The sequence below is a fragment of the Gillisella terrae genome (assembly GCF_004801395.1).
In the GTDB taxonomy this organism is placed as follows: domain Bacteria; phylum Pseudomonadota; class Alphaproteobacteria; order Rhizobiales; family Rhizobiaceae; genus Allorhizobium; species Allorhizobium terrae.
The window spans coordinates 763,064-782,733 of the sequence record NZ_SSOA01000001.1; the positions used below are offsets into that span (position 1 = coordinate 763,064).

At 52.9% G+C, this 19,670-nt stretch carries 17 protein-coding genes; 5 read left to right on the forward strand and 12 right to left on the reverse strand.

Annotation, left to right across the window (positions count from 1 at the left end; all coding sequences use genetic code 11):
- Positions 1 to 8 precede the first annotated feature (8 nt).
- Positions 9 to 1,130: a pectinesterase family protein gene (locus E6C51_RS03570; RefSeq protein ID WP_190235032.1), complete on the reverse strand. Its 1,122-nt coding sequence runs from the start codon at positions 1,128 to 1,130 to the stop codon at positions 9 to 11.
- A gap of 56 nt (positions 1,131 to 1,186) precedes the next feature.
- On the reverse strand, positions 1,187 to 2,437 hold the full coding sequence (ilvA, locus tag E6C51_RS03575; protein ID WP_190235033.1) for a threonine ammonia-lyase: 1,251 nt from the start codon (positions 2,435 to 2,437) through the stop codon (positions 1,187 to 1,189).
- Positions 2,438 to 2,960: 523 nt separating this feature from the next.
- On the opposite strand from ilvA, the gene E6C51_RS03580 reads away from it, so the two are divergent.
- Together E6C51_RS03580 and E6C51_RS03585 are read left to right on the forward strand one after the other, a co-directional pair.
- On the forward strand, positions 2,961 to 3,998 hold the full coding sequence (locus E6C51_RS03580) for a glycosyltransferase family A protein (RefSeq protein WP_190235034.1): 1,038 nt from the start codon (positions 2,961 to 2,963) through the stop codon (positions 3,996 to 3,998).
- Positions 3,999 to 4,229: 231 nt separating this feature from the next.
- Positions 4,230 to 4,556, forward strand: a complete 327-nt coding sequence (locus E6C51_RS03585; RefSeq protein WP_190235035.1) for an HlyU family transcriptional regulator — start codon at positions 4,230 to 4,232, stop codon at positions 4,554 to 4,556.
- Between the two features lie 53 nt (positions 4,557 to 4,609).
- Here E6C51_RS03585 and E6C51_RS03590 read toward each other — a convergent pair whose 3' ends face one another.
- Genes E6C51_RS03590 through E6C51_RS03600 form a run of 3 tightly spaced genes read right to left on the reverse strand, consistent with a single transcriptional unit; the run spans position 4,610 to position 8,133 of the window.
- Entirely contained in the window at positions 4,610 to 5,542 is a 933-nt protein-coding gene (locus E6C51_RS03590) for a DMT family transporter (RefSeq protein ID WP_146930112.1), read from the reverse strand.
- A gap of 60 nt (positions 5,543 to 5,602) precedes the next feature.
- Positions 5,603 to 6,274, reverse strand: coding sequence for a DsbA family oxidoreductase (locus E6C51_RS03595; protein WP_146930110.1), 672 nt, complete (start codon positions 6,272 to 6,274; stop codon positions 5,603 to 5,605).
- A 53-nt stretch (positions 6,275 to 6,327) separates the two neighbouring features.
- Entirely contained in the window at positions 6,328 to 8,133 is a 1,806-nt protein-coding gene (locus E6C51_RS03600; RefSeq protein WP_230987052.1) for an extracellular solute-binding protein, read from the reverse strand.
- A 280-nt stretch (positions 8,134 to 8,413) separates the two neighbouring features.
- Here E6C51_RS03600 and E6C51_RS03605 point away from each other — a divergent pair, with 280 nt between their 5' ends.
- The gene (locus E6C51_RS03605; RefSeq protein ID WP_146930107.1) at positions 8,414 to 9,049 is read left to right on the forward strand and encodes an invasion associated locus B family protein; all 636 of its coding nucleotides are present in this window, start codon (positions 8,414 to 8,416) and stop codon (positions 9,047 to 9,049) included.
- Positions 9,050 to 9,135: 86 nt separating this feature from the next.
- Here the strand turns inward: E6C51_RS03605 and hspQ are convergent, their stop codons facing one another.
- The 4 genes from hspQ to E6C51_RS03625 all read right to left on the reverse strand — a co-directional run bounded on the left by hspQ (position 9,136) and on the right by E6C51_RS03625 (position 12,424).
- Positions 9,136 to 9,465 (reverse strand): heat shock protein HspQ, encoded by a 330-nt coding sequence (hspQ, locus tag E6C51_RS03610; protein WP_146931215.1) that lies wholly within the window; start codon positions 9,463 to 9,465, stop codon positions 9,136 to 9,138.
- A gap of 71 nt (positions 9,466 to 9,536) precedes the next feature.
- Positions 9,537 to 10,469 (reverse strand): DMT family transporter, encoded by a 933-nt coding sequence (locus E6C51_RS03615; RefSeq protein ID WP_190235036.1) that lies wholly within the window; start codon positions 10,467 to 10,469, stop codon positions 9,537 to 9,539.
- A 146-nt stretch (positions 10,470 to 10,615) separates the two neighbouring features.
- The gene (gene glnA / locus E6C51_RS03620; RefSeq protein ID WP_146930102.1) at positions 10,616 to 12,025 is read right to left on the reverse strand and encodes a type I glutamate--ammonia ligase; all 1,410 of its coding nucleotides are present in this window, start codon (positions 12,023 to 12,025) and stop codon (positions 10,616 to 10,618) included.
- A 60-nt stretch (positions 12,026 to 12,085) separates the two neighbouring features.
- Complete coding sequence (locus tag E6C51_RS03625; RefSeq protein WP_075640947.1) at positions 12,086 to 12,424, reverse strand: P-II family nitrogen regulator; 339 nt, start codon at positions 12,422 to 12,424, stop codon at positions 12,086 to 12,088.
- 336 nt (positions 12,425 to 12,760) lie between these two features.
- Between E6C51_RS03625 and E6C51_RS03630 the strand changes: the two genes are divergently transcribed.
- Positions 12,761 to 14,254, forward strand: a complete 1,494-nt coding sequence (locus E6C51_RS03630) for an NAD(P)H-hydrate dehydratase (protein WP_190235037.1) — start codon at positions 12,761 to 12,763, stop codon at positions 14,252 to 14,254.
- On the opposite strand, the gene E6C51_RS03635 is transcribed toward E6C51_RS03630, so the two are convergent.
- Together E6C51_RS03635 and uvrA are read right to left on the reverse strand one after the other, a co-directional pair.
- On the reverse strand, positions 14,233 to 15,036 hold the full coding sequence (locus tag E6C51_RS03635) for a DUF72 domain-containing protein (protein WP_190235038.1): 804 nt from the start codon (positions 15,034 to 15,036) through the stop codon (positions 14,233 to 14,235). The genes E6C51_RS03630 and E6C51_RS03635 overlap by 22 nt on opposite strands.
- Positions 15,037 to 15,180: 144 nt before the next feature.
- The gene (gene uvrA / locus E6C51_RS03640) at positions 15,181 to 18,102 is read right to left on the reverse strand and encodes an excinuclease ABC subunit UvrA (protein ID WP_190235039.1); all 2,922 of its coding nucleotides are present in this window, start codon (positions 18,100 to 18,102) and stop codon (positions 15,181 to 15,183) included.
- A gap of 265 nt (positions 18,103 to 18,367) precedes the next feature.
- On the opposite strand from uvrA, the gene E6C51_RS03645 reads away from it, so the two are divergent.
- A complete protein-coding gene (locus E6C51_RS03645) occupies positions 18,368 to 18,892 on the forward strand; it encodes a single-stranded DNA-binding protein (RefSeq protein ID WP_146930090.1) in 525 nt (174 codons plus the stop codon).
- A 91-nt stretch (positions 18,893 to 18,983) separates the two neighbouring features.
- On the opposite strand, the gene E6C51_RS03650 is transcribed toward E6C51_RS03645, so the two are convergent.
- Positions 18,984 to 19,613, reverse strand: a complete 630-nt coding sequence (locus E6C51_RS03650) for a MarC family protein (RefSeq protein WP_146930087.1) — start codon at positions 19,611 to 19,613, stop codon at positions 18,984 to 18,986.
- Positions 19,614 to 19,670: the final 57 nt, after the last annotated feature.

Here is a 19,670-nt window from a genome sequence, read left to right on the forward strand (position 1 = left end):
CTCCCGCGTTATAAATTCAAGTGGTTGCGTGCGCGTTTCCAGTCACCCAAAATATGGTCCGGGTTATAGGTCAAAGCCTCTGCATCGGACAATTGCGGGCGGTTTGCATTGATGTCGGCACCGGGGCCAGTGCTTTTATACTCGAAGAATCGCGCATCGGCTAAAGGTTGGAACCATTTTCTCTGGCCATCTTTTGCGAGACCAGACATCGAGGTCCAGCCGTCCTTGGCGATATGGTCTTCCATGTGGCAATTTAAAAACACGGCTTGGCCAACGGCATCGGGGTCGGCATAGCGCCCGTCTTCAAAGTCGCGGGTCGGATGCCATGGACGGCCGAGGTAGTGACTGCCAGCGGGTTGATCGACATTTTCTTTTTTCAGGAGGCAATGGCGAAAGATCAGGCCGAAGGAATTTTCTTTGGCGGTGCTGGGCGCGCTTACGAAACCAGCGGGCAGGGTTGTTTTGTTGGCACGCCCACGGCTGATAATGTCGCAATGATCAAACAATGCGGCACCGCCGCCAAAGATGAAATCCACATTGCCGCTGATGAAGCAATGGGAGAACAGGCTACGGCCGCGATCTGCAAACAGGGTATCTTGATAGCCCGTCATAGCCACATCGTAAAACAGGCTCTTGTCGGCACCGTTTCCCAAAAAGATGGCAACAGCCTGACTGGCACCAATGCGGTCGGCTCCATGTGGATCGCGACGATCATTGTCGAGAAAGTCGAAGCCATTGGCTATGGTCAGGTGGCAAGCTTTGAAATCGGCAGCGTTGATGGTCAGCGTGGCCGAGCCGGGCGTGCCCCATTGGCCGGTTCCATCGGGCTTTTCCGCACCGGCAAAGGCATCAAAAACAATGCATGTTTCGTCACGTCCGCTGCCAACGAGACATATATTAGGCTTGGTAATTGTCAGCTTTTCACGATAGTGACCCGGCATGAGCACAATCGTCCAGGGAGTGGTGTTCTGGTCTGGAGCGGCGGCAATGGCGTCTGCAACCGTAGCATAGGTCGGTGTGCTGTTGTGGAGGTTTTGGCCCCCGTGGTTTTGATCAACGATGGCGTCAGGCCTGTTCCGGTTTATAGCAAGCGCCAGCTTGGGAGATGCACCATAAATCAAGGCAGCCATGAAACACCCTTCCGTAAATACGCGGCGAGACAGGTGAGGCATGATGCCCTCCGCGGTCAAATAATCAAATTGGCAAGAATCTCGTTATCGGTGATGTCTTCGAAGCCTAATCCATTTTGCTCCAGCCGATCAAACAATCCTGCAAAATTTTCTTTTTGGGTTGTTTCAATGCCGATCAGGATGGAACCGAAATTTCGGGCGGATTTTTTCAGATACTCAAACCGGGCAATGTCATCCTCGGGCCCAAGCAGATTGAGAAAATCACGCAAGGCACCGGGGCGCTGCGGCAGGCGAAGGATGAAATATTTTTTCAATCCCGCATAGCGCATGGCGCGCTCTTTAACATCTGGCAGGCGCTCAAAATCGAAATTGCCGCCGGATACCACCAAGACAATGGTTTTGCCCTCAAGATGTTTCGCATCCAGAAGACCAAGCGTTGCGATGGATAGCGCACCGGCTGGCTCCAAAACGACGCCTTCGACATTGAGCATATCGATGATGGTGCCGCAAATTGCGTTCTCAGGTATCAACATGACCTGATCTGGAGAAAAATGTTTCAACGCCTCAAAATTGGTATCGCCAATGCGGGCAACGGCGGCGCCATCAACAAAATTGTCAACCTTGGAAAGGGTAACGACATGTCCGGCCTCAAGTGAGCGCTTGAGGCTGGGTGCGCCGACTGGCTCGGCAAAGATAAAAGAAGAGGGGGGCAACCTGTCACGCAGATAGCTGGTAACACCAGCGCTCAGACCGCCGCCACCAACAGGCAAAATGATGAGGTCCGGCGTGACGCCTTCCGGCAATTGCGCAACAATTTCAGCGGCAACAGTGGCTTGACCTTCAATAATATCAGCGTGATCGAAGGGAGGAACCATATAGCCATCAGCTTCGGCGACGTAATCGCGCGCTGCCTTGTAGCACTGGTCGAAAATATCGCCGACCAGCCGAATGGAAATAAACTCGGCACCAAATTTCCGGGTTTTGTCAATTTTCTGCTGTGGTGTGGTGATGGGCATGAAAACAACGCCTTTGACACCAAAATGGCGGCAGGCAAAGGCGAAACCTTGCGCATGATTGCCCGCAGACGCGCAGACAAACACCTTGTCGGTGTCGCCCTTGGCAATCACTTTCTGAAAGAAATTATAGGCACCGCGTACCTTATAGGAGCGCACCGGCGTTAAATCCTCGCGCTTCAGATAAATATCGGCATTAAACAGCGTGCTGAGGTGCTCGTTCAGTTGCAGAGGCGTTGCCGCAAACAATTCCCGAACTGCATTCACCGCGTGATCAACACCAGATTTCATCATCGTCGTCATTCCCATACTGCGAGAGTGCTTCGATAAGACATGCCTGTGTGAAATGCACGGAAAATTGCGAAATGCACGGAAAATTTGCCCTCGTCTTTGAGTACGGCTGCGCCATGTCGTCGTGCCTGATAAGCTGTTGTCTTTCCCGCCATTGGTTATCGGTTTGCGGTGAATATTTTAATCGAGGTGCAGAGTTGCGCGATTATAAATGGTTGTGTGTCTATTTTTTTGTGTAATTTAAGGTGATAGCTATTGTTTCAAATTGAGATTCTAATTGTGATACGGATGTATCAAGGTGAGACTAATATCGCTAATCTCAATATTATTTCATGATGTCGAACGAATAATTGTCTATTTAAATCATTGCTACGATATTCATTGTTGTTTATGGTTAGAATTCCATTAAATTAAGTATTCAATGGGCTACAACCATATCACAGCGTCAAATCTGAGCTGAGCAGATCACATCTGTATTCTTCTCGGACAGATTTTCTGTGCCTTGCAGGCAACATGAGGTGTGTCGATGAATATCAAGGTTGCCGTCATCATTCCGTTCTTTCAAAAAGAACTTGGCATTCTTTGCCGAGCACTTGAGTCCGTGAAGGTGCAAAAAATTGGCCGCGCCTTGGATTTGCGCGTGATTGTTGTCGATGATAGCTCGCCGATCCCGGCAAAGCAGGAGCTTGCGGATTTCGACCCCGGCGTGGCATTTTCTCTCACGATCTTGGAAAAACCCAATGGCGGCCCCGGCGAAGCGCGCAACATGGCGCTGGATTTTCTTGAATCAAGCCCGGTTGACTATGTTGCTTTTCTCGATTCCGACGATGTTTGGCATGACGATCATCTGGAGCGGGCGCTCAATGGACTGGAACTCGGTGACTTCTTCTTTTGTAACCATGTGCGCGGCAAATATTACCCCGATTACTTCGTGGGTTTGCCGCTGACACGTCGAGCGCTGGCAGACAATAGCAGCGCGATTGCCGAGAGCGGCTATCACGCTGTCCGTAAAGGCGAGATGGCTGAGGTAATGATCAGGGAGTGCCCGCCGCAGACATCCACGGTGGTTTATCGCTACCGGAAAAATGCAGATTTACGCTTTAATGGCCAATTGCGAAGCGCTGGCGAAGACCATGTTTTCTGGATCGAGCTTTGCCTGTTCAACGACACGGTGATTGATCCAAGGATTAATGTCAGCTGCCTTGAAGGCGTTAATCTCTACTGGTCGAATGTGTCATGGGACAGCCCCAAGTCGGTGGCTATTCAGGGCTGCCTGGCGCTGCAATATAATTATCTGAAGGATACGCCGATTATTCTGATGGCCGACAAGCCAACGGTTTTGTTTCGCCAAAAGCTTTATGAAGGTGCTTACATCTATGCATTGCTGCGTGGTCTGGCCAAAGGGTTTCTGCCGGATTTGAAGGTCTTGGCGCGTCTTGGTTTTAGCTATCCCGGTTTTTTCATGCGCATCCCCAAGAGTCTGAGCTTCTTTTTGCGTAATCGCCGTTTGATGACCGATGAGACGGCCGTAAAGTCTCTCGATGCTGAAAATGCCGCGGCATAATTCCCAAATGCGGTATGGTATCGTCCAGAGCTGGTGCCGTTCTTCAACAAACAGTGGTTTTGCTCTTGATTTATCGTGCATGTCTGGCCAAAACCAAGTCTGGTTTGGATATTGCACGATCAGTGGAGCCGCCCGTGGTGAAATGACGTGCGATTGGCGTAACGTCACGGCAGATTGCAGGCGCTGAACTGGCGTTGAAAATTGCGCCCTGACAGGCATGAGGCTTATCGAATGGCTGCATTTCTTAAAAAGATTCTCTCGGCATTTTCGGGAGCATCATCCAGCTCTGGCGAAAAACAGGCGGAGTCCTCTGAGCCGGTTTTGCACGGCGACTGCCGCATCTACGTTGAGCCTTTGCGCGAGGGCAACCAGTTGCGACTGGCGGGGCGCATCGAAAAAGACGTGAATGGCGAAACCTTGACCCGCACATTTATTCGCGCCGATCTGTTTACCTCAAAAGAAGATGCGCAGGATTGCACGTTGCGCAAGGCCAAGATGATCATCGATCAAAACGGTCCCGCTCTGTTCGCCGATGGCGAGAAAACACGCAGCGCGTAAAAATGCCGTCCCTTGAAAAAAGGGACGGTTTTTTGTTGAGGGCAGGGCGCAGCCTAATCCAGATTTTCTTCCGTCGTTGACAGGCTGGCTTGTGGCCCCGAGGCCACTGATGGCGGCAATGGCACACCACGGGTTTTTTCGCGTGACAGGGTTATCAGGCCAGAGCCGATAATCAGCAGGCTGCCCAAAATGATCGGCAGATCAACATGATCGCCGAACACGAGATAGCCGAGCAGGATTGCCCACAGCATCTGGCTATATTGCGTGGGGCCAAGCACGGCAACGGGCGCGGATTTTGTGGCAAACATCATCAATACGGTTGCCAGCGCCGCAAGCAGACCATAGCTCATGAGCAGCAGCCAATCTGTGCCTTGCGGCCAGGTAAAATCATGCAGCATGCAGATTCCCGATATGGTGATGGTGCCAAGCGCACCAGCGCCATAGAGCGAAACGCCTTTTTCGCGAGGGCCAACGGCCCGATAGATGACGATGCTGACCGCGCCGCCCAAGCCGCCAATAACGGCACCGAGATGGCCGATGGATAACTCGCGAAATCCGGGGCGAAGCACAATCAGCACACCAATGAAGCCAATGATAACCGCACTCCAGCGGCGGATACCAACCTGTTCTTTCAGGAATAGCACCGACATGATGGTGACGAAGGATGGCAGCAGGAAGATGAGGCAGAAAGCTTCTGCCATCGAGAGATGGGTGAAGGCGGTGACCGCGCCAATGGCGCTGGTACCAGAGGCAACAAACCGCATCAGCCACAATCCCCGTGCGGTTGTTTTGACGATATCGGTAATTTTGTCGCCTTTTTTGAGCAGAAATGGCAGGGCCAACATGCCAAAAAGCGAGCCAAAGAAGGCTGACTCAAAGGGGCTGACCCGGCCTTCAACGAGCTTCACAGAAGCGTCGCTGAAGGCATAGGCGGCAAATGCCGCGAAAGCGAGAAAAATCCCGCGCGTTGTTTTATCAGATGTCACGATTCGGCTTGTCCTGGGGGGAGGGAGACGAACAGTGATTATGGCTGATCTTGCCTTAGGTCAATTCAGTTTGCTTTGTTCCGCCGCTTTCTCGGCGGCGATTTCCCGAAACGCATTGGCCAGCACATCCTGCGGCTGCGCGCCGCTCACGGCATATTTCTGGTCGATAATGAAAAATGGCACGCCGTTGACACCCATGTCTTTGGCAGCTTCAATTTCGCTCAACACCATTTCCCTGTCCGAATCAGTGGCCAGCAGGCGTGCAATCAGCGCACCATCCAGACCCGCCTCTTTGGCAATTTCGACCAGAACGGCATGATCGCCAACGTTGCGCCCCTGCTCAAAATTGGCCTTGAACAGAGCTGCAACGACCTTATCCTGCATTTCGCGGCTTTCAACACCGGCCCAATGGATCAGACGGTGAGCATCAAGTGTATTGGGGCCGACTTTGATGGCGTCGAAATCGAAATGAATGCCAATCTCCTTGCCCATGGCCGAAAGTTGCGCATGGGCGCGATCCATATTCTCTTTGCCGCCAAGTTTTTTCGCCAGCTCCTCCTGATGGTCGACGCCTTCTGGCGGGTAATCGGGATTGAGCTGATAGGGACGCCAATTGATATCAATGCCGACTTCGTCCTGCACTTCGGCAATGGCCAGTTCCAGACGTGCCTTTCCGACGTAGCACCATGGGCACACGACGTCAGATACGAGATCAATGGTAATACGTTGCATAGATTACGCTCCAATTGGGAGTGGGGCTTTGCCCCTTTTAAATTTGGCTCGGATTATTGAGCGCGCGCATCCCACCATGTGGGAAGTTGGTAGCCCATCAGCGGTACCTGATCGGGCCTGTTGATCCGCTTCCAGCGGGCTAGCCGCTGTTCATTGCTGTAGTAGAGCGGCACCACATAATGCCCCGCCACCAACAATCGATCAAGGGCGCGAACCGAAGCCTGAAAATCTTCAAGGCTTTTGGCTTCGACGATATCTTTCAGAATCCGGTCAATATCAGCATTGGCAACCCCCGCATAATTGAAACTGCCCTGCGCATCACGCGATGCAGAGCCCCAGCGGTAAAACTGCTCAACACCCGGTGACAGTGAGGACGGGTAGGATTTGACAATCATGTCATAGTCAAAGCTGTTGGAGCGCGCCTGATATTGCGCATCATCCACAGTGCGGATGGTCATGCTGATGCCAATCAGCCGCAACGTGCGTTGATAGGCCAAGGCCATTTTTTCCTGCCCGTCATTTTGGGTCATGACTTCGAAGGACAGTGGCTTGCCCGACGCATCCACCATTCTGCCATCATTGATGGAGTAGCCCGCTTGGCTAAGCAGAGCAACAGCCTGACGCAGCACGTTGCGGTCTGCACCAGAACCATCGGAAATTGGCAAAGTGTAGGTTCCAGCCAGAATCTCGGGCGCAATTTTATCTTTTGCAGCGCCTAGAATGGCTAATTCGCGATCGTCGGCTGCATGGCCATAAGCGCCAAGGGCCGAGTTCTGCCAATAGCTCTCTATTCTCTTAAAAGCGTTGCCGTAGAGATTCTTGTTCACCCATTCAAAATCGAAGGCCAAGGTCAGCGCTTCGCGCACCTTCACATCCGCAAAGATATGACGGCGGGTGTTGAACACAAATCCAAGCATTCCGGTGGGCTGCTGCGATGTAAATGTTTCTCGCTGGACGTCGCCTGAATTGGCCGCTGGAAAATTGTAGGCCCGCGTCCAGTGACTGGTATCGCCATCGGGATAGATGTCCACCTCACCCTTTTTGAAGGCCTCGAACAGGGTGCTGTCCTGCAAGAAATAGGTGACGCTGATCTCGTCGTAATTATCAAAGCCAACCTTGGAGGGAATGTCTTTGCCCCAATAATTCGGATCCCGCTCGTAGGTGATTCGCTCACCGGGGCGAATCTCCTTGATTTTGTACGGCCCGGAGCCAACCGGTATCGAAAGCGAGCTCTCTTCGAATTTGTCGGGGTCGATGGCGTGTTTCGGCAGAATCGGCGTCGATGCGGCAATGATCAGCGGTGTTTCGCGATCTGCCTTGTTGTTGAAGGTAAAGCGCACGCTGTGCTCGCCCACCTTTTCCATTTTGGAAACAGTATCGAGGCGCCTGTTAAAAGGCGGCCGTCCTTTCTGCTGCAAAATCTGAAAGGAAAAAATGACATCTTCCGGTGTCACCGGCTGGCCGTCCTGCCATTTGGCCTTCGGATTGAGATTGAATTGAATGAAGCTGCGCGCGTCATCCCACTCAACGCTTTCTGCCAGCAGGCCATAAAGTGAGAAAGGCTCGGAGGCCGAGCGCGTCATCAGCGTTTCATAGAAGAGATTGCCGTATTCCGGATCCCATATGCCGCGCGCTGTGGTGCGCATGCCCTTGATCACAAAGGGGTTAAGGCTATCAAACGTTCCCACCACGCCATAGGCAATTTTGCCACCCTTTTTGACAGTGGGGTTCACATAGGGAAAGTGCTGATAATCGGCGGGCAGGGCTGGTTGGCCATGCATGGAAATGCCGTAGACCGGTGACGCTTTCACAACTGAGGGCGTGAAAATACCGCAAAACGGCAGGACCAGTAGGGTCAACAAAAGGTGCCGCACACCATTTCCTCTCAAATCAATATTCTGGAATTTGCGGCAAAATATCACGAACTCGTGGAAATCCAATCGCTATTGCGAGAATTCGGGCATATGTCATTTAATGGCTAAGAAGCACTGGAAATTTGTAGCAATGCGCGCTAACAGAATGGCCGGAAAGCACAGGTCATCTATTTGCCTCATTTCAAACTCAGGTGATGCGTAAATGGACCGAGCTAATCGGGTCTGAGCTGCGGTTCGACAAAGATTTCAGGAGACGGATCTCGTTATGATGTTTAAAGCAACCAAGACTGCACGTGCGGTCATCGCCGCGTCCGTATTCACAGCAGGCTTTGCAGGCGTATCCTACGCGCAAGAGGCAGCAGCTGGTGATGGTGGCTTGCCGCCGCAGGGCTGGTTCAAGACCTGCTCCAAGCAGGAAGACAATGATATTTGCTCTGTGCAAAACATCCAGTTGGCCCAGAACCGCCAGATGGTGATCGCTGTGGGTCTTATCACCGTTGAAGGCAAGGTCAGCCGCAAGTTGATGCAGGTTTCCGTGCCGTCTGCACGTTTGATTCCTCCGGGCGTGATGATGCAGATCGATGGTGGCAAGGGCCAGAAGCTGGATTACGCTGTTTGCTTCGCAGACCGTTGCACGGCTGAAGTGCCAATGACGGATGCGATGATTGCATCCCTCAAGAAGGGCCACGAAGTTGTCTTCACGTCGATCAACTTCCGCCGCGTACCAAACCCAATCAAGATCTCGCTTGAAGGCTTCACCGGCGCTTACGATGGCAAGGCAATCACGCAGTCCCAGGCGCAAGAGCGTCAGCGGTTGCTCGAAGAAGCAATGCAGAAGAAGAATGCTGAAGCTCAGAAGGCTTTGGAAGATGCTCAAAAGGCCGCAAAGCAGAGCAAATAATCAATTATTCTACAGAAAAGGCCCGGTTTTTCCGGGCCTTTTTATATTTATTACAGTCCAAATATCAGCCGATTCACTACGCTGCGTTAATGAGCGAAATTTGCTCTCGGCTTGAAATGCCCAGATTGTTCCTGGACGAAAATCGCCTGAATGTGGGGATTTCGAAGCGGCTTACCGCTTTCATCCTGCACCAGATTTTGTTCTGAGACATAAGCAACATACTCTGTTTCATCATTTTCAGCCAAAAGATGGTAGAACGGCTGGTCTTTCACAGGCCGAATTTCAGCCGGAATTGACTCCCACCATTCGTCGGTGTTGGAAAACTCTGGGTCGACATCAAAAACAACGCCGCGAAACGGAAAAATCTTGTGGCGGACGATGTCACCGATGCCAAATTTAGCGCTACGTTCTTTCATGGCTTGGTTTCCTTTCCCTTCAATATTTGGGAGAGAAGATGGCAAACATCAAGACCTTTGATCAACGTTTGTCATAAAACTGTTTTTTTCAATTTGAAAACAGTGCCCGGTGCAGTTGCCAGGATAACGCCTGCCATGACTAAGGCAATCCCGACTGCGTGATAGGGTTCAAATCTCTCGCCGAGAAACAGCACGGCCATGATGATAGAGACCGGCGGCATGAGATATAGGGTTGTTCCTGCCATGGCCGGACTAAATACCCGGACTGAATGCTGGAAGCTGTAAAATGCCAGAATGGAGGCAAAGACGATGATGCCTGCAAGCTTGACATAGGCAATCCCTGTGGTTGGGAGTAGCCCGCCGTGGGCGACCTCAATAAGGGCAGGCGGCAGCAGGACCAGCGCTCCGGAGAGAGCCAGCAAGCCGAAAAGTGAGAAGGGCGCAACGGTTGCGACAGCGGGATGTCGCAGCAGCATTGAATAGACGGCAAAGGCAATAGCCGCGGCCAACATGCCAAAATCGCCAAGGTTGAAGTGCAAATGACGAAGGGTCCACACATCCCCTTTGAGAACGATGACCGCCACGCCTATGAACGCGATCATCATTCCCAAAATCTCGCGCAAAATCAGTCGGCGGCCTTGAAACAGCCATTGAAACAGAATGATGAACAACGACGATGTTGTGTAAATTAGGGTTGCGTTCGACGCTGTGGTTACCGTCAGCGCCCAATAAACGAAGCCGCCGCAAATGCCCATGCCAAGAAGGCCAAGCATGAGCCACAGCAATGTATGGTTGCGAATGAATGTCAGACAGGCACCCAGGTCTCGGTAGATCAACGGCGCAATCAGCAGCAGCGCCCCGGCCCAGCGAATAAAGGCGGTGAGAAATGGCCCAATCTCACCCTGAATACCACGACCAAAAATGATGTTGGAGGAGAACAGGCATGGTACTGCGAAAAACAGAATCCAGTCGATTGTGATGGCTCTTTTTTTCTTATCCTGCATCTTAAGTTGGTCCGTTAATTAACTGATTTCCCGAATAATTTTATAAATCGAAATCGGCCTTCGGGGGCATCCAGCGGATCAAAAGTGCTATTAATAAAAAACCGGCGGTGAGACCGCCGGTTGATTGTGTTTGAATGTCTGCCCACTCAAATCGAGTAATACATATCGAATTCAACAGGATGCGGCGTCATTTCATAACGCATGACTTCCTGCATCTTCAGGTCGATGAACGCATCGATCTGGTCGTCGTCGAACACGCCGCCCGCTGTCAGGAACTTGCGATCCTTGTCGAGGCTCTCCAGCGCTTCACGCAGCGATGCGCAAACGGTTGGGATTTTCTTGAGTTCCTTTGGCGGCAGATCATAGAGATCCTTATCCATGGCCTTGCCGGGATGGATCTTGTTCTTGATGCCATCGAGACCAGCCATCAGCATGGCTGCAAAGGCGAGATATGGATTGGCCGTTGCATCCGGGAAGCGCACTTCAACGCGCTTTGCCTTTGGATTGTTACCATAAGGAATGCGGCAAGAGGCCGAGCGGTTGCGCGCCGAATAAGCCAGCAACACAGGTGCTTCATAACCCGGAACCAAACGCTTGTAGGAGTTTGTGGAAGGGTTGGTGAAAGCGTTCAGCGCCTTGGCATGCTTGATAATGCCGCCGATGTAATAGAGGCAGCTTTCCGACAGGCCAGCATATTCATCGCCTGCGAAGGTTGGCTTGCCATCTTTCCAGATCGACTGATGAACGTGCATGCCCGAGCCGTTATCGCCAAAAATTGGCTTCGGCATGAAGGTGGCCGTTTTGCCATAGGCATTGGCAACCTGATGCACCACATACTTATAGATCTGCATCTTGTCGGCATTGCGCACCAGAGTATCAAACTTGATGCCAAGTTCGTGCTGGGCGGCAGCCACTTCATGGTGATGCTTTTCAACCGTTACGCCCATTTCGGACAGCACGGTCAGCATTTCCGAGCGCATGTCCTGGCAGCTGTCGATGGGCGGAACCGGGAAATAGCCACCCTTGACGCGTGGACGGTGGCCAAGATTGCCGGTTTCGTAGTCGGTGTCATCGTTGGATGGCAGTTCGGTCGAATCCAGCTTGAAGCCTGTGTTGTAAGGATCGGCTTTGTACTTCACATCGTCAAAAATGAAGAATTCAGCTTCAGGGCCAACAAAAACGGTGTCGCCAATGCCAGATGCCTTGAGGTAGGCTTCGGCCTTCTTGGCTGTACCGCGCGGATCGCGGCTGTAGGCTTCGCCCGAAACCGGATCGAGAATATCGCAGAGAATAACCATGGTGGACTGCGCGAAAAACGGGTCCATGTGAACCGTATCGACGTCTGGCATCAACACCATGTCTGATTCGTTGATCGCCTTCCATCCGCCGATGGATGAGCCATCAAACATCACGCCATCGGCGAACATGTCTTCGTCAACGCAGACAACATCCATGGTGACGTGCTGGAGTTTACCCTTTGGGTCGGTAAAGCGAAGATCAACGAACTTGACGTCATTGTCTTTGATTTGCTTCAAAATGTCTTGTGCGGTCGTCATTTATTATAGTCCTCGATTGGATGACGATTTACGGCGGGGCCTCCCTGTGCCCAGCCGCCGTTATATAGCGTCGATGCCGGTTTCGCCTGTACGAATCCGGACGACCTCCTCGATATTGGATACGAAAATTTTGCCATCGCCAATGCGGCCTGTTTGCGCAGCGTTGCGAATTGCTTCGATCACCGCGTCCACATTTTCGTCGGCCAAAACAACTTCGACCTTTACCTTCGGCAGGAAGTCCACGACGTATTCAGCGCCTCTATAGAGCTCGGTATGGCCTTTTTGGCGTCCAAACCCTTTGGCTTCGGTGACCGTTATTCCTTGCAGGCCGACTTCCTGAAGGGCTTCCTTCACTTCGTCCAGCTTGAAAGGCTTTATGATCGCTTCGATCTTTTTCATGAGAAAATGTATCTCCGCTTCCCTCATTGATGCAGGTTTACCCTGTTTGCCCTGCGTTGATGCACTTTCCGTGCCAATTTTATTCACTTATTGCGAAGAAAACAGAAAACCACGCGCATTGCAGGCACAGTCTTGCCTAAAGCACGGCAAAACACCAGAGGTAAGTCTCTAAAATTTGTGACTATTAAAAAGATCGTTCTTTTCGATTAGGAAGCAGGATGCGCAAAAATAATGCACAATAAATAGCCCACTAAAAATGCAAATGCATAAAATTTGACCTAACATCGATTTTTTTATGGCTTGCTTTGCGTCGTCGCTTTGCCCTCTAATGGGGGCATGAAACAGCGCTCTTTTTATCATCTGATCACCCCTGCGGCCATGGCAGCCGTGGATAGAGATGCCGCGCGTTCTGGCATTGACAGTTTGGGGCTGATGCAAAAGGCGGGGCAGGCTGTGAGTGCTGCCGCACTGCGGCTTTTTCCCGACGCTATGCGAATGGCCGTGCTGTGTGGACCCGGCAATAACGGTGGCGATGGCTACATTGCCGCAGAGGCGTTGCGCATGTCCGGCGTGGATGTCCAGGTGTTTCATCTGGGCGATCCGGCTCTTTTGAAAAGTGATGCCAGTTCTGCCTTTTTGGCTTATCGCGGCAAGCTGCGCCCCTTGGCCGAATATGTGCCGTGCTCCGGTGATCTGGTGATTGATGCCCTGTTTGGCGCGGGCCTCGGGCGATCTCTGGAGCCGCCTGTTGTGGAGATTATAGAGGCGATCAATGCGGCCTCTGTGCCGGTCGTCGCGGTCGATTTACCCTCTGGTTTGGACGGGTTGACAGGTCACCCTAGACCCGTGGCGTTTCAGGCCTGCCACACGGTGACCTTCATGGCGCGAAAGCCCGGCCATGTGCTGATGCCAGGGCGGGCGCTGTGCGGGTCTGTGGAGGTTTTCGGTATCGGAATTCCGCACCGCATCCTTGATGCTCACAGAGGCGAGGTCGCCGTGAATACGCCCTCGGTCTGGGAGGGTTCTTTGCCCAAATTGACGGGGTCGGCCTATAAATTTACACGCGGCCATCTCACCGTCTTTTCCGGGCCGATGAGTGCGACGGGTGCCGCCCGTCTCTCCGCCATGGCGGGATTGAAAGCGGGAGCGGGCTTGGTCACACTTGCTGCGCCTGCTGAGGCATTGGCCGTCAACTCTGCCCAAACCACGGCGGTGATGGTCAAAGAGGTTGATGATCTTTCTACCTTGCGTGACTATTTGCAAGACACGCGAATGAGCGCTTTTGTGCTTGGGCCGGGATTTGGCGTTGGTGAGAAGGCGCGCGCGTTTGCTCTCGCCTTGCGGGATCGCAAATTGGTGCTGGATGCGGACGGCATTTCCTCTTTCAAGGATAAATCCCAGGATCTGTTTGCGTATTTTGCAAAAAATGTCCCGACACAGCTGGTTATGACCCCGCATGAGGGCGAGTTTGCCCGGCTTTTTCCCGAGATTGCCAAAGACCAAACCCTTGGCAAAGTGCAAAAAGCCCAAGCTGCCGCCAAATGCTCCAACGCGATAGTAGTTTACAAAGGTGCCGACACCGTCATTGCCAGTCCGGATGGGGCTGCGTTGATCAATGAAAATGCCCCGCCATGGCTGGCAACGGCAGGCTCAGGCGATGTTTTGGCAGGCATTATTGGCGGCTTGCTGGCGCAAGGTATGCCAGCTTTTGAGGCGGCCGCCGCAGGCGTTTATATGCACGGCGAGGCGGCTTTGCGCGTTGGCGAAGGGCTGACGGCTGAAGATCTGGCCGCAGCCGTGCGCCCACTTCAGATCGAAACGGCTTTTTGAAGTCTTCTCGCACCTTCCGGCGCATTCACTTTACCGCCGGTGATAAAGAAGGCAAAAACGTCTCTCGGCTCTTTTGCCGCTTTTCTCTCACTGGCAATCAATGGCAAATCCTCAGGCATATCGCCCGCCGCATAGGCCTTGAATCGTTTTGCCCAATCATCGATTTGGTCTTCCGGATAGCAAGTCGCTCTTTCGTCTTCGCCTTTTTGCAGCCGTGCGTAGACAAAATCAGCCGTCACGTCGGCAAACATCGGGTAATCGTGATGATCGGCGCAAACGGCAGCGATGTTATGGCGGGCCAACATGTCTATAAATTCAGGCACCTGAAAACTGACGTGACGTGGCTCCACCACGTGACGAAGAGGTAGACCATCCAGCGTCTTTGGCAGCTGCGCTAAAAATGCTTCGAAATCATCAGGCTCAAATTTCTTGGTCCCCATGAATTGCCAGAGAATCGGCCCAAGATGCGGACCAAGCTCGGCAATGCCCTGACCCAGAAACTTTTCAATTGAAGGTCCAGCCTCGGCCAGCACTTTGCGATTGGTGCAGTAACGACTGGCCTTTAAGGAAAACACGAAATCCTTGGGCACTTCAGAAGCCCATTTTGCAAAGGTTGCGGGCTTCTGGCTGGAGTAATAGGTGCCGTTGACTTCAATTGCCGTCAATTGGCGGCTGGCATGTTCCAACTGCCGCTTCTTTGCCAGTTTTTCAGGGTAAAACGTGCCTTCCCATGGCTCGAAGGTCCAGCCGCCAATTCCTGTTCGTATTTTGCCAGCGCTCATGGTTGTTAGCCCTTCTCACATCCTGCCCCATTCAAATGAGGCACAGGGAAGAGTGCCGACCACGAATGGTGGCACGGTTATACATGTTTGACTGTCCTCACGGTGATCACCCATAAGCGGCTCTCACACTCTACAGTCCAAGCTCTATTCCGCAGCTTCAGTCTTCTTCATAGGACGGCGCTCCAGCAGCTCTTTGAGGAATTGGCCGGTATAAGACGCATCGATTTTGACAATCTCCTCCGGCGTGCCTTGGGCGACGATTTGCCCGCCGCCGTCACCGCCTTCGGGGCCAAAATCGATGATGTAATCGGCTGTCTTGATGACTTCGAGATTGTGCTCGATAACCACCACGGAATTACCCTGATTGACCAACTCCTGTAGCATTTCCAGCAGTTTTGCGACGTCGTGGAAGTGCAGGCCGGTGGTTGGTTCATCGAGAATATAGAGGGTGCGGCCGGTCGATTTTTTCGAAAGCTCCTTGGCCAGTTTTACGCGCTGGGCTTCACCACCCGAGAGCGTATTGGCCTGCTGGCCCACCTTGATATAGCCAAGCCCCACATCGAAAAGGCCCTTCAATTTATCCCGCACAGCCGGAACGGCATCAAAGAAGGCAACGCCTTCTTCCACGGTCATATCCAGCACATCCGCGATGGATTTGCCCTTGAAGGTCACATCCAGTGTTTCGCGGTTATAGCGTTTGCCGTGGCACACATCGCAGGTCACATAGACATCCGGCAGGAAGTGCATCTCGATCTTGATAACGCCATCGCCCTGACACGCCTCGCACCGCCCACCCTTGACGTTGAATGAGAAACGTCCTGGCTGATAGCCGCGCGCCTTCGCCTCCGGCAGGCCAGAAAACCAATCACGGATCGGTGTGAATGCACCGGTATAGGTGGCAGGATTGGAGCGCGGCGTGCGGCCAATCGGCGATTGGTCGATATCAATCACCTTGTCCACAAATTCCAGACCCTCAATGCGGTCATGTTCAGCTGGGTTTTCCCGCGCGCCCATCACTCGGCGGGCCGCAGACTTATACAGCGTCTCGATCAGGAAGGTGGATTTTCCCCCGCCAGATACGCCCGTGACGGCTGTGAACACGCCAAGCGGAATGGCGGCGGTGACGTTTTTCAGGTTATTGCCGCGCGCGCCCACCACTTTGATCTGTTGGCCTTTTTTGGGCTTGCGTCGACTGTTGGGCACATGCACACCGAGCTCGCCGGTCAGATATTTGCCGGTCAGCGATTTTGGATGCGCCATAATGTCTTGAGGCGTTCCTTTGGCGATCACCTCGCCACCATGAATACCGGCAGCAGGCCCGATATCAACCACATAATCGGCGGCCAGAATGGCATCTTCGTCATGCTCAACGACGATTACGGTATTACCAATGTCGCGCAGATGTTTGAGCGTTTCCAAAAGACGGGCATTGTCTCTCTGGTGCAGACCAATCGAAGGCTCATCCAGCACGTAAAGAACGCCGGTCAAGCCGGAGCCGATTTGCGATGCAAGGCGGATTCTTTGGCTCTCGCCACCCGATAGGGTGCCGGAATTACGCGACAGGCTCAAATAATCGAGCCCCACGTCATTAAGGAAGGTCAGACGCTCTCGAATTTCCTTCAAAATCCGCTGCGCGATTTCATTTTGCTTGTCGCTCAGCAAAGCAGGCAAAGCTTCAAACCAGCTCCCAGCCACGCGGATCGACATTTCAGTAACCTGACCAATGTGCAATCCATTGATCTTGACGGCCAAAGCCTCGGGCTTCAAGCGAAAGCCATGGCAGGCCGGGCAGGGAGCTGCGGCCATGTAGCGCTCAATCTCTTCGCGTGCCCAGGCGCTGTCTGTTTCCTTCCAGCGCCGCTCCAGATTGGGAATGATCCCTTCAAACGTCTTGGTGGCTGTGTAGGACTTTTCGCCATCGGCATAGGTGAAGGTAATTTTCTCGTCTGTGCCGTGCAGAATGACTTTCTGCGCGCTTGCGCTCAAATCCGACCATTTGCTGGTGAGTTTGAAATTATAGACCTTGCCCAGCCCTTCCAGCGTTTGCTCGTAATAGGGCGAGGTTGACTTGGCCCAAGGGGCAATCGCGCCTTCCTTCAAACGCTTGTCGACTTCTGGGATGATCAGGGATTCATCAATTTTCTGCTGAAAACCCAGTCCGTCGCAAGAAGGGCAGGCACCGAAAGGATTGTTGAACGAAAACAGGCGCGGCTCGATTTCCGAAATGGTAAAACCGGACACTGGGCAGGCGAATTTCTCTGAAAACAAAACACGCTCATGGGTTTCGTTCAGCGATTTGTTGGCAGAGCCCCCTGCCGCCGTTTCTTCCGGCGGCAATGGTTTGTCGGCGAATTCGGCAACAGCCAGGCCATCTGCCAGTCGAAGGCAGGTCTCAAGACTATCGGCCAGACGCGCGGCCATATCGGGCCGCACCACCACGCGGTCCACCACAACATCGATGTCATGCTTGTATTTTTTGTCCAAAGCCGGAGCCTCGGCAATTTCATAGAACTGGCCATCGATCTTGACGCGCTGAAAGCCTTTTTTCATCAATTCGGTGAGTTCTTTTTTATACTCACCTTTGCGGCCGCGGATCATCGGTGCCAGCACATAAAGGCGAGTACCTTCTTCCAAAGCCAAAACCCGATCCACCATCTGGCTCACAGTCTGGCTCTCAATGGGCAGGCCTGTGGCTGGCGAATAAGGAACGCCCACGCGCGCAAACAGCAAGCGCATGTAGTCATAAATTTCGGTGACTGTGCCGACTGTCGAGCGCGGATTACGCGATGTGGTTTTTTGCTCAATGGAAATGGCTGGCGAGAGGCCCTCGATCAAATCCACATCGGGCTTTTGCATCATTTCCAGAAACTGGCGGGCGTAGGCCGAGAGGCTTTCCACGTAGCGCCGCTGTCCTTCTGCATAAATCGTGTCAAAGGCGAGCGACGATTTACCGGAGCCGGAAAGGCCGGTCATAACGATGAGGCTGTTGCGAGGCAAATCAAGGTCGACGCCCTTGAGATTATGTTCGCGCGCGCCGCGGATGGAAATCGTTTTCAATTCGCTCATAACAAAACTCGACTTGGGAGGGCGTCAGCAGGAAGATTGCTGCCCTTATGTAGATCACAATGGCATTCTGTCGAGACAGGCAGCGTCATTATCGACCCAATTTTGATTCACTTGACAGGATCATAGCGATTATCTAGAACAAATAAAGAACATTTTTCGTTGTGGATTACATTCCTTCGCCCTGCCATTGTTGGGGCTGTATGGGGTAAGGTTAACTTTGATTAGGTTTTGTAAGTCGCCCCGTGGCGGCAGTTAGGTGAGTATCATGGCTGGAAGCGTCAACAAGGTTATTCTGATCGGCAATCTCGGGGCAGACCCTGAAATTCGTCGCACGCAGGATGGCAGGCCGATTGCAAACCTGCGTATTGCCACATCAGAGACCTGGCGCGACCGTAACAGCGGTGAGCGCAAAGAAAAGACCGAATGGCACAGTGTGGTAATCTTTAACGAGGGTCTCTGCAAAGTTGCCGAGCAATATCTCAAAAAAGGCGCAACGGTTTATATTGAGGGTCAGCTCCAGACTCGCAAGTGGCAGGACCAGACCGGCAACGACCGTTATTCCACGGAAATCGTGCTGCAGGGCTTCAATTCAACGCTGACCATGCTCGGCGGTCGTGGCGAAGGCGGCGGTGCAAGCCGTGGCGGCAATGATTTTGGCGGTGGTGGCTATGATGATTATGGTTCAGCGCCTTCAGCCCCTAGCCGTAGCGGCGGTGCATCATCGGGTCGTGGTGCCAGCGCGCCGTCTGGCGGCTTCTCGCGCGACCTGGATGACGATATCCCGTTCTGATAAAGCGACGGGTTGAAGCTGATGGTTATTGCATCACCGTGCACCATAGATGGCGCACGGTGCTGCAAAACTTTTAATGTGCTGCATAATTTTAGAGGCCGAATGTCGCCTTGATACCGTCCAGCACGAATTGCACGGACAAGGCGGCCAGAATGACCCCCAGCAGGCGTGTCAGGATGGCGCGGCCTGTAACCCCCAAAAACCGGTCCAGGCGATCGGCAATAATCATGGCCATCAGCACCACACCAACGCTGAGGGCGATAACAGCGAGAAGCCCCATGCGCTCCACCGGCCCAGGAAGTGCACCTGCGAGCAGAATGGTTGCCGAAATGGCTCCGGGGCCTGCAATCAGCGGCAGGGCGAGGGGAAAAGCGGCGATATTCTGCATGTGGTCGCGGGTGATGGCGTCTTCTGATGTTTTTTCTTTGCGTTCCTGCCGTTTCTCGAAGATCATTTCAAAAGCGATGGCAAAGAGCATCAGACCGCCAGCAATGCGGAATGCGCCGATTGAAATTCCCAAAGCGCCAAGAATGCCTGCACCAAAAATCGCGAACACCGACAGAATGCAAAGCGCAATCAGAGATCCACGAAAGGCAACCTGCTTGCGCTGTTGCCGTGTCATGCCGCGTGTCAGGCCCAGAAACAGCGGCGCAAGGCCGGGCGGATCGAGCGTTACCAGCAACGTGGTAAAGGCATTGAGGAGAATTTCTGTGGTGGCCATGGATTTTCTCCTTTTTGAACATTTATTTAGACCGGGATATAGCCCATTTCGCAAGAT

Excerpts from the sequence above, each read along its gene's own strand:
- ilvA (WP_190235033.1), bottom strand. The coding sequence starts at position 2,437 with ATGATGAAATCTGGTGTTGATCACGCGGTGAATGCAGTTCGGGAATTG.
- E6C51_RS03580 (WP_190235034.1), top strand. The coding sequence starts at position 2,961 with ATGAATATCAAGGTTGCCGTCATCATTCCGTTCTTTCAAAAAGAACTT.
- E6C51_RS03625 (WP_075640947.1), bottom strand. The coding sequence starts at position 12,424 with ATGAAAAAGATCGAAGCGATCATAAAGCCTTTCAAGCTGGACGAAGTG.
- E6C51_RS03605 (WP_146930107.1), top strand. The coding sequence starts at position 8,414 with ATGATGTTTAAAGCAACCAAGACTGCACGTGCGGTCATCGCCGCGTCC.
- hspQ (WP_146931215.1), bottom strand. The coding sequence starts at position 9,465 with ATGAAAGAACGTAGCGCTAAATTTGGCATCGGTGACATCGTCCGCCAC.
- E6C51_RS03635 (WP_190235038.1), bottom strand. The coding sequence starts at position 15,036 with ATGAGCGCTGGCAAAATACGAACAGGAATTGGCGGCTGGACCTTCGAG.
- E6C51_RS03650 (WP_146930087.1), bottom strand. The coding sequence starts at position 19,613 with ATGGCCACCACAGAAATTCTCCTCAATGCCTTTACCACGTTGCTGGTA.
- E6C51_RS03630 (WP_190235037.1), top strand. The coding sequence starts at position 12,761 with ATGAAACAGCGCTCTTTTTATCATCTGATCACCCCTGCGGCCATGGCA.
- E6C51_RS03595 (WP_146930110.1), bottom strand. The coding sequence starts at position 6,274 with ATGCAACGTATTACCATTGATCTCGTATCTGACGTCGTGTGCCCATGG.
- uvrA (WP_190235039.1), bottom strand. The coding sequence starts at position 18,102 with ATGAGCGAATTGAAAACGATTTCCATCCGCGGCGCGCGCGAACATAAT.
- E6C51_RS03645 (WP_146930090.1), top strand. The coding sequence starts at position 18,368 with ATGGCTGGAAGCGTCAACAAGGTTATTCTGATCGGCAATCTCGGGGCA.
- glnA (WP_146930102.1), bottom strand. The coding sequence starts at position 12,025 with ATGACGACCGCACAAGACATTTTGAAGCAAATCAAAGACAATGACGTC.
- E6C51_RS03615 (WP_190235036.1), bottom strand. The coding sequence starts at position 10,469 with ATGCAGGATAAGAAAAAAAGAGCCATCACAATCGACTGGATTCTGTTT.
- E6C51_RS03570 (WP_190235032.1), bottom strand. The coding sequence starts at position 1,130 with ATGGCTGCCTTGATTTATGGTGCATCTCCCAAGCTGGCGCTTGCTATA.
- E6C51_RS03585 (WP_190235035.1), top strand. The coding sequence starts at position 4,230 with ATGGCTGCATTTCTTAAAAAGATTCTCTCGGCATTTTCGGGAGCATCA.